Genomic DNA, 14,732 nt, shown 5'->3' on the forward strand with positions numbered 1-14,732 from the left:
CTATGGAGAAGAGTGCGATGAGTACCTTACCTCAAAATAAACCCCAAAATAATATGACGTATAAGATTGAATGTGTCGTTCGATCTTTTTTGTCTATTGTTGACCGTGTATTCGCTTTGCTTGCTATTTCTGCTTTGCTTGGCATTATCGCTGTAGTGTTATTACAAGTTGTATCTCGTTTCATGTTACCCAGTTCTCCGATTTGGACGGAAGAGCTGTCTCGTTACTTATTCATTTATCTTATTGTTTTAAGCTCAGGCTTGGTGATTAGCCGAAATCGTCATGTGCGCTTAGAGTTATTTCAAGCCGCACTTAACCCTGTTTGGACGAAAATCTACCATATATTCTGTCACCTACTCGCGGGTAGCTTTGCTCTTTATATCCTTCCTTATGCGATTAAATACGCCCAGATTGGTCGCTGGCAGACTTCTCCTGCACTAGAAGTCCCTATGTATTGGGCTTTTTTATCGGTGAGCTTTTTTTTCGCATTGACAGCGTTTTATAGCTTTATGAGCGTTCTGCTGATCTTACTTGATCGTGATAACCAAGGAGTTTCTTCATAATGGACGTTATTTTGTTGTTTGTGGTGTTTTTCTTGTTACTGATCGTCGGCGTTCCGATTGTATTTTGCTTAGGTATTGCCTCTTTATCGTACCTCACGTTGGTTGGAATTCCCTTAACCATAGTGCCTCAGCGTTTGTATGCTGGCATGGACTCTTTTGTATTGCTTTGTATTCCTGGTTTTATTTTGGCTGGAAACCTAATGAATGTTGGCAATATCACGGATTATATTATTCGTTTTAGTAATGCTCTTTTAGGCCATATTCGTGGCGGGCTTGGCCTGGCTAATGTCGGTGGTTCGATGATCTTTGGTGGTATTTCTGGGACAGCCGTCGCTGATACAGCGAGTATTGGTGCCGTGATGATCCCCGGAATGGCTCGAAGTGGCTATGATAAACCCTTTGCGGCGGCCGTAACGGCCGCCTCTTCAACTATAGGCCCTATTATTCCGCCTAGTGTTCCTATGATTATTGTTGGCTCATTGAGTGGGATTTCAGTAGGCAAAATGTTCTTAGCGGGAGTTGTACCAGGCATCATGCTCGGTGTCGCTATGATGGTAACCGCTTATATTATTGCGGTTAAGCGACAATACCCTTGTGAAAAGCGAGCCACGTTAAAAGAAATCTATGTGGTTGGTAAAGGCGCTTTCTGGGCGCTCCTAATGACCTTTATTATTCTATACGGCATTATTGGTGGGCTTTTTACGCCGACAGAAGCGTCGATCATGGCAAGCTTATATGCCTTTGTTGTCGGGATGTTTGTATATAAAGGCATTACTTGGAAAAACCTGCCTAAGTTGATGGTGGACACGGTTCTAAGCTCAACAAGTCTGTTGTTGTTAGTCGGTATGGCGAACTTGTTTGGTTGGATTTTAACCAGCGAACAAATCCCTCAAATGCTAGCGCGTGCCATTTTTGATATCAGTGAAAATCCTTTTGTTGTGATTCTCATCATTAATATCGTGCTTTTAATTGTGGGTGGTTTTATGGAAACCATTGCCGCCTTGATTATCCTCTTTCCAACATTGCTAAAAGTAGCGGAAGGGATTGGTATGGATCCGATTCATTTCGGAGTAATGGCCGTGCTGAACTTGATAATTGGTCTGACAACCCCTCCTGTTGGCGTATGCCTCTTTGTGGCGGCTGGCATCAGTGAGTTACCCATGACAGCAATAGTCAAAGCCATTTGGCCTTTCCTCTTGTGTAATCTTTTTGTGTTGCTTTTAGTTTCTTATGTTCCCGCAATTTCGTTGTGGTTACCTTCTTTATTAAATTGATAACGAGCAAGTAGATAAGTGGTTGTTTATGAAAATAAAATATATAGACAGTGATCTAAACCCAGATCAGCATGAAATTGGTATTGTGCACATTGGACTTGGGGCATTTCACCGGGCGCATCAAGCGGTGTATCTTGAGAAAACGCTTGCTCAACATGGTGGTGATTGGATGATTGCCAGTGCCAATATTCGCTCTAATTATTCATTAGTAGAGCAGTTGCAACAGGCGAAACACCGTTATCATGTCGTTGAATATGCGGATACAAAGACAGTAGCGATTAGAGAAATTAAAGCCATTAAAACCGCTTATTTCAGTGGTTCGAATGATGGATGTGCTGGATTACTCGCGCAAATGTCATCTGAATCGACAAAGATAGTCACGTTAACAGTGACGGAAAAAGGTTATTACCTATCCCCTTTATCAGGTGCTCTTCTGACTGATAATGCCAATATTCAGCATGATTTGCAGAACCCTGCTCAACCAAAAACCGCATTGGGGTTGATTTTAGTCGCATTAAAACAGCGTCGGTCTCAAGGTTTCGAACCCTTTACCGTGCTGTCTTGTGACAACATGCCACATAATGGTGAACGAACAAGAGGCGCTGTGATTGCATTGGCGCAAATGCAAGATATCGAGTTTGCTGACTGGATTGAGAAAACCGTTGCGTTTCCTAACTCGATGGTTGACCGCATTGTTCCTGCTGTGAGTGAGCAGGACTTGATCATGATTCAAGCGGACACGGGGATCAGTGAGCCAACAGTGGTTAAGTGTGAGCAATTTAGCCAATGGGTAGTCGAAGATCATTTTCCAGCGGGTCGTCCTCAGTGGGAATCCGCTGGTGTACAGATGGTGGATAACGTATCAAGCTATGAAATGATGAAATTACGCATGTTAAACGGCAGTCATTCATTGTTGGCTTATCTCGGTTATATTGCCGGTTATCAAACGGTTGCTCAAGCCATGCAAGATAGAGACATTCGTGCTTTCCTTGAGCACTACATGATGCAAGAAGTCGCACCGACACTGCCGTACTTTAGCCAATCGGAATTAGCGACCTATTGCCAACAGTTATTAGCACGCTTTGATAACGACAGCTTGCAGCATCAGCTACAACAAATTGCCATGGATGGCAGTCAAAAGCTGCCCCAACGTTGGTTAAGTGGCTTAATAGAATTACAGAATAAATCTCTTCCTGCGCCAGCGATTGAACTGGGTATAGCGGGTTGGATCGTTTTCTTATCTCAAGCAAAAGAGAAAAAACAGAAGATCAATGACCCTTTAGAAGTGGCATTACTTGAACTTTTACACCGACATAGTTCTAGTTCAAAAGGTTTAGTCTCCGCCATGTTACAACGCCATGATATTTTTCCGACGTCTTTGTCTACCAATCACCCCTTGATTCAACGAGTACTGAACTTGGTTGATAGGTTGTCAGCAGGCGAAAACATACAGCGTGTTATGCGTACCGCTTTTCAGAATAAAGATAAATAAGAGAGTCTATTATGGAACATACATGGCGTTGGTTTGGAGTTAATGACTCCATTACATTACAAGACATTCGCCAAGCAGGCGCAACCGGCATTGTTACGGCATTGCACGAGATTCCAAATGGTGAAGTGTGGCCGATAGACGCGATTCAGATAGTGAAAAGTAAAATAGAAGATGCGGGTCTTCGTTGGTCTGTTGTTGAAAGCATTCCGGTACATGAGGACATTAAGCAACGTAAGGGTAAGTACAAAGAATACATTGAAAATTACGCTCAGAGTATTCGTAACCTCGCGGACTGCGGTATTCAAACCGTTTGCTATAACTTTATGCCTGTATTGGATTGGACTCGCACAGACCTAACCTACGCCTTACCTGATGGCTCAAAAGCATTACGCTTTGACCAAACCGCTTTTGCTGCGTTTGATTTATTTATCCTAAAACGCCCAAATAGTTTAAAAAATTACAATGATAAAGAGATTGAAGCCGCCGAAGCGCATTTTCTTGCGCTCAACGATGAACAAAAAGAAAAACTGATCAATACCATACTTGCAGGGCTTCCCGGTGCTGAAGAAAGCTATACCTTAGATAATTTTCGTGAGGCCTTAGCGGCTTATGATGACATTGATAAGGATGTACTACGTGAAAATTTTGCTCTCTTTTTAGACCATATAGTCCCTGTAGCTGAGTCTTATGGTGTCAGTTTAGCCGTTCACCCAGATGATCCACCACGACCTATTCTAGGTTTACCAAGGATAGTGTCCACCAAACAAGATGTAGAATGGTTAGTACAGCGTATACCTTCGCCAGCGAATGGCATTACTTTTTGTACTGGATCTTACGGGGTGCGAGAAGACAATGATTTATGTGATATGGCAACCACTTTTGCCGATCGTATTTACTTTACCCATTTGCGCTCTACTCAGAGAGAAGCGGTTTGGGGAAGTTTTCACGAAGCATCGCATTTGGAAGGTAATACGGATATTTCGGATGTGATTTTAGTGCTACTCAAAGAAGAGCAGCGTCGAAAACGCCTAGGTATTGATAAAAAGATTCCACTGCGTCCAGATCATGGACACCAAATTATGGATGATTTACGTCGAGACGCCAAACCTGGGTATTCTGCCTTAGGTCGAATGAAAGGGCTCGCTGAAATTAGAGGTGTTGAATTCGCTTTGAAAAAATACGTTGTGATTTAAGGAAGGGATAATGTTAAGTGATTTTTTAAAGACAGTGAGAAAGCCGCATGAATATATCATTAGGTTTTGGCTATTTCACTTAAGAAAGCGCCCGAACTGGGTATTTTTGCGTATAATGCATCGCGTATTTATTATCCATTAATAAGAGATTTTGAATTGTCGAAATCATGAGTCTTGTTAACGGTAATGTTATTAAACTTGAGTGAGAGGGTAGCACATTGGCTCAAAAAAGAGCTGTCGTACGTCAGAGTTTACCTGATGTTATTGTCGCAGATTTACGTAATAGAATTCTATCAGGAGACCTTGCCGAAGGTGAACTTATTCGACAAGAATTATTGGCTGAAGAGTACGATGTTTCTCGAATGCCTGTACGAGAAGCCTTAAAAAGATTGGATTCAGAAGGTCTGGTTGTTTTTACGAATAATAAAGGTGCTACGGTTACCAAGCATTCTTTAGATGAAATTGCTGAAATCTTCGATGTTAGGAAGCTTTTAGAAATCAATCTGTTTAAACGAGCTATCCCACTTATGACAGAGCATCATTTTACCCAGTGTGATGCTTTATTAGAGGAAATGGAAGCCTCTTACGCGGCTGGAAATGTGGCCGATTGGGGGCCATTAAACGCTCAGTTTCATGGTGTTTTGTATGAAGCGGCGCATCAAAAGCTGACAATGCAATTACTTGAGCGGGTGAGCTTGCAAGCCAATCGTTATGTGAGTATGCATATTGATCAACTAAGAAAAGCGGACAATGCTGAACATGATCATAGAGGCCTATTAGAGTTCGCTCGTAAAGGTGATATAACCGCGGCCGCCGATCTGTTGAGCTCACATTTAGAAAATACTAAAGTGCAAATTTTAGAATTAATTACCTCGACTCGTGCTCAATAATCGATCTATAGAATCACGTTTATTGGAAAGAGATGCCGACTGAAATCCGCTCTTTCCAATGTCTCCTTCTTCCGTATTTTGCCTTTAATTCTTGCTGTAAAACCGACTTTACACTTCTTCCAGGTCTCTCAACCTCATGGCGACTGTGCTCTTATTTTGTAATAGCTTGAACAAATTCTAATTTTGGATACAATATCCATTAGGTTTAACTTAGAATTTTTTTAAACACACACGAATGGAGCGAGAACACATGGCTTTCATGTTACATGGTAAACATTTAATTGCTGGTCAATGGGTAGAATCTGATCAAAAGTTTGCATCTTCTCCTGCGTTTGGTGAAGCTCATTCATTTTCAAAAGGCGGGTTAGCGGATGTTGATGTGGCTGTTGAAGCCGCTGAGCAAGCCTTTCTGGAGTACGGGTACTCTTCTCGAGAAGTAAGAGCTGAGTTTCTAAATGCGATTGCTGACGAAATAGACGCCCGTGGTGATGACATCACTGCTATTGGTTGCTCGGAGACAGGTCTACCAGAAGCGCGTCTCATTGGAGAGCGTGGTCGAACATGTGGTCAACTGAGATTGTTTGCGGAGCACATTCTTCAGGGTGATTATCTTGATAAACGTCATGATTCGGCGTTACCAGAACGTCAGCCACTACCAAGAGCGGATCTCAAGCTAATACAGAGGCCTATAGGCCCTATCGCTGTATTTGGTGCATCTAACTTTCCCTTAGCCTTTTCTACGGCTGGAGGTGATACCGCAGCGGCTTTAGCGGCAGGTTGCCCTGTGGTTGTTAAAGGACACAGTGCTCACCCAGGAACGGGTGAAATTGTCGCAGAAGCGATTTATGCCGCTATTCAAAAGTGTGGTATGCCTGCTGGTGTATTCAGTCTTATTCAAGGAGGAAACCGTGACGTAGGCTCGGCTTTAGTACAGCACCCATTGATTAAAGCGGTAGGTTTTACTGGCTCTTTAGCGGGTGGCCGAGCTCTGTTTGATTTATGTGCCTCTCGCCCTGAACCGATTCCTTTTTTTGGTGAATTAGGTTCTGTTAACCCAATGTTTTTATTCCCTGATGCCGTTTCAAATCGTGGTGAAGAACTTGCTAAGGGTTGGGCTGGTTCATTAACAATGGGGGCGGGACAATTTTGCACTAACCCTGGCGTTGCGGTATTACTGGCTGGAGAAGACGCCGATTTATTTGTGTCTAATACGATTGAATCACTATCTTCTGTACCTTCTCAAACTATGTTAACAGACGGTATAGCTGAAGCATACCGTGCCGGTCAAAAGCGTATAGCGGCGGCTTCCGGAGTTCGTGAAGTGTTGGTGACGTCATGTGATTCACGCAATGCAACACCCTACCTTTATACGACTACTGCAAAAGATTGGTTGCTGAATGGGTCATTAGCAGAAGAAGTGTTTGGCCCACTAGGCGTTGTTGTATTAGCCGCTTCTTTAGAAGAAATGCAACAAGTGGCTCAAAACCTTGAAGGACAGTTAACCTGTACCCTTCATATTGAAGAATCGGATATCAATGATGCAAAGCGCTTTATTCCAGTATTAGAGCGTAAAGCTGGCCGCATACTGGCGAATGCTTTTCCTACGGGTGTTGAAGTCTGTGACAGTATGGTGCACGGCGGTCCATATCCAGCATCGACTAATTTTGGTGCGACGTCTGTCGGTACAATGTCAATTCGCCGATTCTTACGTCCTGTATGTTATCAAGATATTCCAGTTTCTTTATTACCTGCAGATCTTGTTTAATGTTCTCAAGAATACTTGATTCATAAAAAAGCGGAGTCTGAATGGCCCCCCAATAGTTGGACTATCCAATTAATGGGGGGGCCTTTTATATCCAGTGGTTAATGATGGATTGAAAATGGGCTCTTAACGCTCTCATTTTTTTCGTAATTTGAGTAAGTCGTTATAGAGTGCTTGCGGAATATCTACCGCATTACGTGCTAGGTTATGCTCAGTGGCGGCTTGACGACGTTGTGATGGAAGGCGAGCCCCTTGATCAAGGATATCGGCGAATAAACGCTCTGCCCGCTCATCGTTAGCGGCCGCTTTGCCTCCGCTAAATAAGTTTGGATCAAAAGCGATGATGATTTCACCGTGGTAAGGTGCTTCTAGTCTCCCCTCTGCGGCGGCCATACTTTCCTTACTTGTCAAATCGTCAATAAGAGGGCCTGCCAATAACTCAATCATGATAGATAAAGCGGAACCCTTATGAGCACCAAATGTCAGCATAGCACCGGCCATCGCGGCTTCTGGATCGGTTGTAGGGCGACCGTCTTTATCAATCGCCACACCTTCTGGTAAGGGTTTATTAGCTCGGCGGTGAAGTTCTATTTCACCACGTGCAAATTGGCTGGTGGCAAAATCAAAAGTAAAAGGGGCTTTTCCCTGCCTTGGCCAGCTAAAAGCAAAAGGGTTTGTACCCAATGTGCCGCGAGTGCCACCAGCAGGCGCGACCCATGCATGACTTGGTAACATCGCCATGGCGGCTAATCCCGCTTCCGATAACTTCTCTACTTCTGGCCAAAGCGCTGAGAAATGGAAGCAGTTGTTGATAGCAAGTGCGGCGATACCATTCTTCTTGGTTTTTTCTATTAGTAAAGGCAAGGCTTCTTGAAAGGCGAGCAAAGAAATACCGTCATTTGCATTGGCTCGAACAATCGCAGGGCCCGCATCAGTAATGGTGGGTGTGGCCGCGCCATTAGCACGACCCGCTTGTATGCTTTCAGTGCACATAAATAAGCGATAAAGACCATGAGAGTGGCAATCACCTAATTGGTTAGTATAGATAATATCTGTGATCGAGCGTGCATGGTCTTGGTTAAAACCATTGTCCATTAAAATACCTTCACTTAGTTCGCGTACTTTGCCTAAGCTCAAAGTAACAGAGTCTTTCATAGTGTCTCCTGATAAATGCATTAACACGACATTAATTAAAGCGTCGTGCTGAGTAAGGTTCGAGGGGGATGGGTGGTTGGCGACCAAAAATAAGGTCAGCAACCAACTCAGCGGTTCCGGCGGATTGTGTAAGGCCCAAATGCCCATGCCCAAATGCGTAAATGATACGTGTGGATAAAGAAGAGTAGCTTATAACAGGTAAACTGTCTGGCATGGAAGGTCGAAACCCCATCCATTGTGTTCCACCCTCGGTTTTTAATTTAGGTAAGAACGATGCCGCTTTATTGAGAAGAACATCAGCGCGCTTATAGTTTGGTTTGAGGTACAGTCCTCCCAGTTCAACCGCCCCACCAATGCGAACCCCTTCACCTGCTTTGGATACAACAAAGCCATGGTTACTGAAGCTGATGTGTGTTTTTAGGTCAAAAGCACCTGAGGGTAACGTGGTGTTGTACCCTCGCTCTGTGTCAAGAGGTAAATTATCACCAAGAGACTTTGCTAGGGCTTTAGACCACGCTCCCATTGCCAATATCACTTGGCTTGCGTGATAATTTGACTGGCTAGTTTTTACCAGCACAGTTTCGGCTTGCAACTTAATTGAATGGACGTCTGCAATCGCAATTTCACCGCCTAACTTTTTAAACGCATCGGCCAGATATTGAGTCCACTGAGCAGGGTGGACAACATTTTTCCATTCTGGAGTGAAGCCGGCATGAGTAAATCGTGAATCAATACCGGGTTGGATCTTGGCAATGGCTTCTGGGCTTTCTAGAAATTCGAACTTGACGCCGTGCTTTTTGCGAACCTCCCAACTCGGTTGGGCTGCTTTAAACTCTTTTTCGCCTTCATAAAGCTGTAATTGCCCTTCTCTACGTATTAATGCTTCCCCATCAACAGACTGTATTTGGCGTTCAAGCGCCGCTTTGGATAAATCCATGAGTGTTGCCTGTGCCGCAAGAGCATTTTCATATCGGTCTTTCCAGCTAGATCGCCAAAAATGCATCATCCAAGGTGAAATTTTTACGGCATAAGCGGGATGGATAGACAAGGGACCTAGAGGGTCTAGCAGCCACTTAGGTGCTTTTTGCATAATGCCAGGTGTTGCAAGGGGGATTACGTCTGCAAAAGCAAATGCCCCCGCATTGCCTGACGACGTTTCTTTTGCAATGCCTTTACGATCAATGACTAATACTTGCTTGCCTTCCGTCTGCAATTTCAGGGCTGTGCTGATACCAATAATACCGGCACCAATGACAATAACATCGTGGGATATGAGATTGCTCATGAGGGTTCCATCTCCTAGTGGTAAAGAAAGTATCTGTTAACGGGTGATTGTGTGGCTAAATGTATCAATACCTATGTCAAAATTGAGCCATATAATTTTATTCGACAGTCGTAATACCATGTCGAAGTGAATCATTTGGGTTATGAATTAACTTTGCTTCTCGTGTAATAAACGCTTGTCCGGTGATGGATGGTACGACGGCTCCTAATGGTGCATTGAGGCGGTTAGAGGGTTGATAACTTAGTGTGTACCCACTACCAATCGTACTTTCTTGATAGATTTTTTCTCCTGGCGCTAATATTTTATCGGCGGCTAAGCAAGATAAACGAGCTGAGCTGGCGGTGCCACAGGGAGAACGGTCATAAGCGTTATCTGGGCACAAGACAAAATTTCGAGTATGGCCTTTAGTCGTTAGCGCGGGCCCAAAAAAAACAATATGATCTATGATCCCTCCATTTTCACCTTCAATGCCTTCCGCATATAGGGCTTCTCTAGTGGCGATACCAAGCTCTGTTAGTGATCGAATATTGTTTGGTGTGACCTTGATTGGACAGTCGTTTATCATATAGAACCAGTTACCACCATATGCAATGTCACCTGTTATTAGGCCAACGCCTTCTACAGCAACGGATACGTCTTTTTTATAACGATAGCTGTCTATGTTTCTCATGGTAACGGTGTTTTTATCTGTGAGAGTGATCTCCACAATACCCACTGGCGTTTCTATTTTGTAGGTACCGACACGGATTTTTCCAATGTGCGCCAGTGTGGCCGCGACGCCTATCGTTCCGTGACCACACATTCCGATAACGGCCGCCGCATCAAAATAAATCACCCCAGTAATGCACTCCGGGTCTGTTGGTTCCACAAGTAATGCGCCTACCATGGCTTCTTGGCCATAGGGTTCAAGAACAGTAGATCGATAAAAATCTTTGAATTCTGTCGCTAAGCGCCTTGCCCGATCAGATAAAGGCCCTGATCCAAGATCAGGGCCTCCTTCTAAAATAACTCGAGTAGGTTCACCTTCTGTATGGCTATCTACAATAAGCATTCTGATATTACTCCACCTTGTTGAGACCAATCAGTGAACCACTTTTTAAATAAATTATATTGGTCTTCGCAGTATTTACGTTGTGCATCGTTTAATTGATCTGTTTCATTGAAGTGTAAGCTATATTCTTCTTCACCGTTTAATACGAGTAAGTATTTAAAGAATAAGACAAGTTCAGGGCCTTCGTCGAAACTGGCAAGAACGGACATAGACTCTTCCAACTCTTGTGCTCGAAGACGAGCTTCGGCGTTTCCTGTGGCGGCTAGCTTAGACAGCTTGGTGAGTAATAGCACTTCTTTTGGCAATGCTGTGCCAATCCCTGTAATCGCACCAACAGCGCCGCACTTAACGAAACCATGGTATACTGCGGTATCAACACCCACCATCAGTAAAACCTGGTCATCTTTAGACGTAATATTTTCTGCAGCATAACGCATAGCCTCTTTACTGCCAAACTCTTTAAAACCGATCAAATTTTTGTGTTCTGATCGTAATTCAAAGAATAAATCAGCACGCGTCTCAAAGCCGTATACAGGGCTATTGTAAATAATGGATGGGATCGAAGGTGATGCTTCTAAAATCGCTTTAAAATGATTTTTTTGTGCTGAAATAACTGAGCCACGAGATAAAACCCGAGGAATAACCATTAGACCAGCTGCCCCCACTTTTTCTGCATGAGCGGCATGAGCTACAGCCGATTTTGTATTAATTGCACCAGTCCCCACAATAACTGGAATCCCTGCTTCGACCAAACGAGCCACACCTTCCATACGTTGTTCATCGGTTAATAATGGCCAATCACCCATGGAGCCACAATAGACCACACCAGACATACCCGCTGCCATCATCTGTTGGCCTTTTTTAACCAAAGCATCAAAATCTGGAGTACGATCGGCTTTGCATGGCGTCATTAGAGCGGGAATTACACCATTGAAAATGTCTTTGTTCATTTTGTTTGTCTCTATTTTGGGATATTGGATACAAAATACATCTTGTCTGTTTAATCGTCAATAGAGATAGATAAATTAAATAAGCAAGGACTGGGTTAGCGCCTAATAAAATGTCACTTTTTAGAATGATAGCCCATCTAAGATGATGTTTTATATCATCAATTTTGATGTTCTGATTAGGAACAAAATACTCTGAAATACTTTTATTTTAATGAAAACGTCTTTGGTAAGATCTAAATGCCTAAAAAACAGGCAGACTCTTAATAGAGGGTCGGCAAGTAAATGGAAACATAATCATGAAGCATCAAGATAAAGAAGGCTAGATGTGGAAGGATGATAACCCTATGTTAAAAGGGCGTATCGATAGTGGCATAAATAAAAAAGGGCCCACAATGTGAGCCCTTGTTAACGATTTAAAAGTGCTGTTTAAGCTTCTCTTTCAATACGTTTGGTAATGATGTATTGCTGAATAATCGACAAGGTGTTGTTACATACCCAATACAATACTAAACCGCTTGGGAACCACAAGAAAAAGAATGTGAACGCAATTGGCATGATTTTCATAATACGTGCTTGCATTGGGTCTGGCGGTGTTGGGTTCAACATTTGCTGACCTAACATACTGACACCCATTAGGATTGGTAAAACAAAGTAGGGATCCATGTAAGATAGATCATTAATCCAAAGCATAAATGGCGCATGACGTAACTCGACACTTTCCATTAATACCCAGTACAAAGATAAGAAAACAGGCATTTGTACTAGAATGGGCAAGCACCCACCAAGAGGGTTAATTTTTTCTTTCTTATAAAGTTCCATCATAGCCGCTGACATTTTTGCCCTGTCGCTGCCATGTTGTTCACGTAAACGTGTTAGCTCAGGGCCAAACTTACGCATTTTTGCCATCGAACGATAGCTCGCTGCGGAAAGCTTGAAGAAGACGGCTTTTACACAGACTACGATTAAGATAATGGCGACACCCCAGTTGATAACAACGGATTGGATCGCTGTCAGTAACCAGAATAAAGGTTGAGCTAACCACCATAACCAACCGTAATCAACGGTTAAGTCTAGGTTTTCAGCTGTGGCTGCAAGTTGGTCTTGTAGTTTTGGACCGACATAAAATGTCGATGCCAATGTCCCTTGTTGACCAGCTGAAATTTCAACGGCCGAACCTGAAAAGCCAATTAGGTTAAAATCATTATTTTTACGCGCTTGAAGAATAAAGGTTTGACCTTGTTCTGGAATCCACGCGGTCACAAAATAATGTTGAAGTAATGCTACCCAACCTTTTGTTGAAGACACTTTTACAGGTTCTTCAGCCATATCGGAAAAGGATATTTTAGAATAAGGCGTTTCTTCGTTAGAAATCGCACCACCTAAATAAGGCTGCAGTCCTAAGCTGGTTGAAGAGCTTGGATCTTCGGAATTATCACGCTTAATTTGAGCAAATAAATTACCTTTCCAAGCCGAGTCAGACAGGTTATTAACCGTGATCAACTGGCGGATTTTGTAGTCACCCTCAGTAAAACGGAATGTCTTAGTATATTGAACACCTAAAGAATCTGTGAAATACAAATTAACGTCTAAGGAACCATCACCGGACCTTAATTCGTAAGACGTCTTTTCTGCACTGTATACAGGGCGACCTTCTTTTGATGCATCGGGTCCGTTAGGGCCGATAAGACCACTTTGAGTCACATAAATACGCTGCGCCGTATTCTCTAAAATAACTAATGGGTCATCTTCATCAATAACGCGTTTGTATTTTAAGAGAGAAGCACTAACGATGTCGCCACCAACTGGATTGATACCAACTTCTAAAGTGTCGGTGGTGATCTTAATTAGTTCACCTGATTCGACGACAGAAACGGTTCCCGGAATTTCCGAGCTTGCAGTGGCAGTAACAATAGCAGAAGGAATATCGCTACTATTAGCGGTTGTATTTGAAGGAGCTGATTGAGAGCTTTGGGCAACGTTTTGAGTAGACGAAGAACCATAATCTTGGTTCCACTGTAAAAACAGCATATAGCCACTGACAAAAAGCGCACCCCATAAAAAGTAACGTCTGAAATCCATGGTATTCAACTAATTATTGGTTAGACAACAGGTTCAAAAGAACCCTTTTAAAAACACGCGCTATTAAAGCAGTCTTTTGCTGTTTTTTCAGCCTATTTTTGCTTTAAAGGGGAGTCTTTTGGTTTTTTGGAGGAATTCTTTGTTTTTTTGACGATTTGACCCCAGGCTTTATCAAGTCTTTTCAATAAAGTAGCGTTATCAATGTCTTTAATTCCTTGACGGGACAGAAACACAATATCAAATCCTGCAAGATCCAATTTGTGATGGCGAAATGAGTCACGTACTAAACGTTTAATACGATTTCTTCCAACCGCTCTTTTTTCCGTCTTTTTAGCAACAATCAATCCTAACCTTGCTAGGTCATCATTGCGTTTTGTCGCTAATATAAGGAATTCCCCGGCAAAAACTTTCGAGGTAGTATGATCGAATACGGTTTTATAATCCCCAGCGGTCAGGAGTCTGACTTGCCGGGGAAAACAAAAGTCGGTCATAAGCGGGATTATGCGCTTAGAGCCTTGCGTCCGCGAGCACGACGACGATTTAGGATTTGACGTCCACTTTTCGTTGCCATACGAGCACGGAAACCGTGATTACGTTTGCGTTTTAGAACGCTAGGTTGAAATGTTCTTTTCATCTCTATTTTCTCTCACTGAAGCAGTGTTTCAGTTTTGAGGGTTAGCCTTAGCCAAGCCTCTACAATTTGATTCAAAATCAGGCGGCGGATTTTAATGAAATTCTTTAAATAGATCAATAAATATTAACGCTTTCGTATTAAATAATTACACACAATGTTATTCAACTAATTATACACAGACTTTAGTGGGGGATTTACCGTGCCATTTTTTAATCCTTCTTGATTTATGCACAGGCCTTGTTTTTTTTAACTTAATAGTATTAATTTTCAACCACTTATACGTTAAAAAACTGTGCACAAAATATAACAAAACGATTCCGTTGCCTGTTGATAACAAGAATACATATGCACATAGAAATGAAGTCGTAAACAGCTGTGCATAAGTGTTTGTGTTATTAACAAAA

General features: G+C 42.7%; 13 protein-coding genes. 6 read left to right on the top strand and 7 right to left on the bottom strand.

The features are described 5' to 3' along the window. Positions 1–17: 17 nt before the first annotated feature. The 6 genes from IEZ33_RS19865 to IEZ33_RS19890 all read left to right on the top strand — a co-directional run bounded on the left by IEZ33_RS19865 (position 18) and on the right by IEZ33_RS19890 (position 7,177). Positions 18–563, top strand: a complete 546-nt coding sequence (locus IEZ33_RS19865) for a TRAP transporter small permease (protein WP_191601704.1) — start codon at positions 18–20, stop codon at positions 561–563. Continuing rightward, positions 563–1,837, top strand: coding sequence for a TRAP transporter large permease (locus IEZ33_RS19870; RefSeq protein ID WP_191601705.1), 1,275 nt, complete (start codon positions 563–565; stop codon positions 1,835–1,837). The genes IEZ33_RS19865 and IEZ33_RS19870 overlap by 1 nt, the downstream gene beginning before the upstream one ends. A 28-nt stretch (positions 1,838–1,865) precedes the next feature. Beyond that, positions 1,866–3,329 carry a mannitol dehydrogenase family protein gene (locus IEZ33_RS19875; RefSeq protein ID WP_191601706.1) on the top strand — a complete coding sequence of 488 codons (1,464 nt, stop codon included), beginning with the start codon at positions 1,866–1,868 and terminating at the stop codon, positions 3,327–3,329. A gap of 11 nt (positions 3,330–3,340) precedes the next feature. Beyond that, a complete protein-coding gene (gene uxuA, locus IEZ33_RS19880; RefSeq protein ID WP_191601707.1) occupies positions 3,341–4,522 on the top strand; it encodes a mannonate dehydratase in 1,182 nt (393 codons plus the stop codon). 218 nt (positions 4,523–4,740) lie between these two features. Further along, positions 4,741–5,412 carry a GntR family transcriptional regulator gene (locus IEZ33_RS19885; RefSeq protein WP_191601708.1) on the top strand — a complete coding sequence of 224 codons (672 nt, stop codon included), beginning with the start codon at positions 4,741–4,743 and terminating at the stop codon, positions 5,410–5,412. 250 nt (positions 5,413–5,662) lie between these two features. Continuing rightward, a complete protein-coding gene (locus tag IEZ33_RS19890) occupies positions 5,663–7,177 on the top strand; it encodes an aldehyde dehydrogenase (NADP(+)) (protein WP_191601709.1) in 1,515 nt (504 codons plus the stop codon). Positions 7,178–7,309: 132 nt separating this feature from the next. On the opposite strand, the gene IEZ33_RS19895 is transcribed toward IEZ33_RS19890, so the two are convergent. The 7 genes from IEZ33_RS19895 to rpmH form a co-directional block, all read right to left on the bottom strand. Beyond that, positions 7,310–8,329 (bottom strand): Ldh family oxidoreductase, encoded by a 1,020-nt coding sequence (locus IEZ33_RS19895; protein ID WP_191601710.1) that lies wholly within the window; start codon positions 8,327–8,329, stop codon positions 7,310–7,312. A 31-nt stretch (positions 8,330–8,360) separates the two neighbouring features. After that, complete coding sequence (locus IEZ33_RS19900; protein ID WP_191601711.1) at positions 8,361–9,614, bottom strand: NAD(P)/FAD-dependent oxidoreductase; 1,254 nt, start codon at positions 9,612–9,614, stop codon at positions 8,361–8,363. Between the two features lie 97 nt (positions 9,615–9,711). Then, positions 9,712–10,665 carry a 4-hydroxyproline epimerase gene (locus tag IEZ33_RS19905; RefSeq protein WP_191601712.1) on the bottom strand — a complete coding sequence of 318 codons (954 nt, stop codon included), beginning with the start codon at positions 10,663–10,665 and terminating at the stop codon, positions 9,712–9,714. Continuing rightward, positions 10,653–11,615, bottom strand: coding sequence for a dihydrodipicolinate synthase family protein (locus IEZ33_RS19910; RefSeq protein WP_191601713.1), 963 nt, complete (start codon positions 11,613–11,615; stop codon positions 10,653–10,655). The genes IEZ33_RS19905 and IEZ33_RS19910 overlap by 13 nt, the downstream gene beginning before the upstream one ends. A gap of 426 nt (positions 11,616–12,041) precedes the next feature. Next, entirely contained in the window at positions 12,042–13,694 is a 1,653-nt protein-coding gene (yidC, locus tag IEZ33_RS19915; RefSeq protein WP_191601714.1) for a membrane protein insertase YidC, read from the bottom strand. Between the two features lie 92 nt (positions 13,695–13,786). After that, complete coding sequence (gene rnpA, locus IEZ33_RS19920; RefSeq protein ID WP_191601715.1) at positions 13,787–14,185, bottom strand: ribonuclease P protein component; 399 nt, start codon at positions 14,183–14,185, stop codon at positions 13,787–13,789. An 8-nt stretch (positions 14,186–14,193) separates the two neighbouring features. Beyond that, a complete protein-coding gene (rpmH, locus tag IEZ33_RS19925) occupies positions 14,194–14,328 on the bottom strand; it encodes a 50S ribosomal protein L34 (protein ID WP_191601716.1) in 135 nt (44 codons plus the stop codon). Between the last annotated feature and the right edge of the window lie 404 nt (positions 14,329–14,732).

This window comes from Marinomonas algicola (genome assembly GCF_014805825.1).
In the GTDB taxonomy this organism is placed as follows: Bacteria; Pseudomonadota; Gammaproteobacteria; order Pseudomonadales; family Marinomonadaceae; genus Marinomonas; species Marinomonas algicola.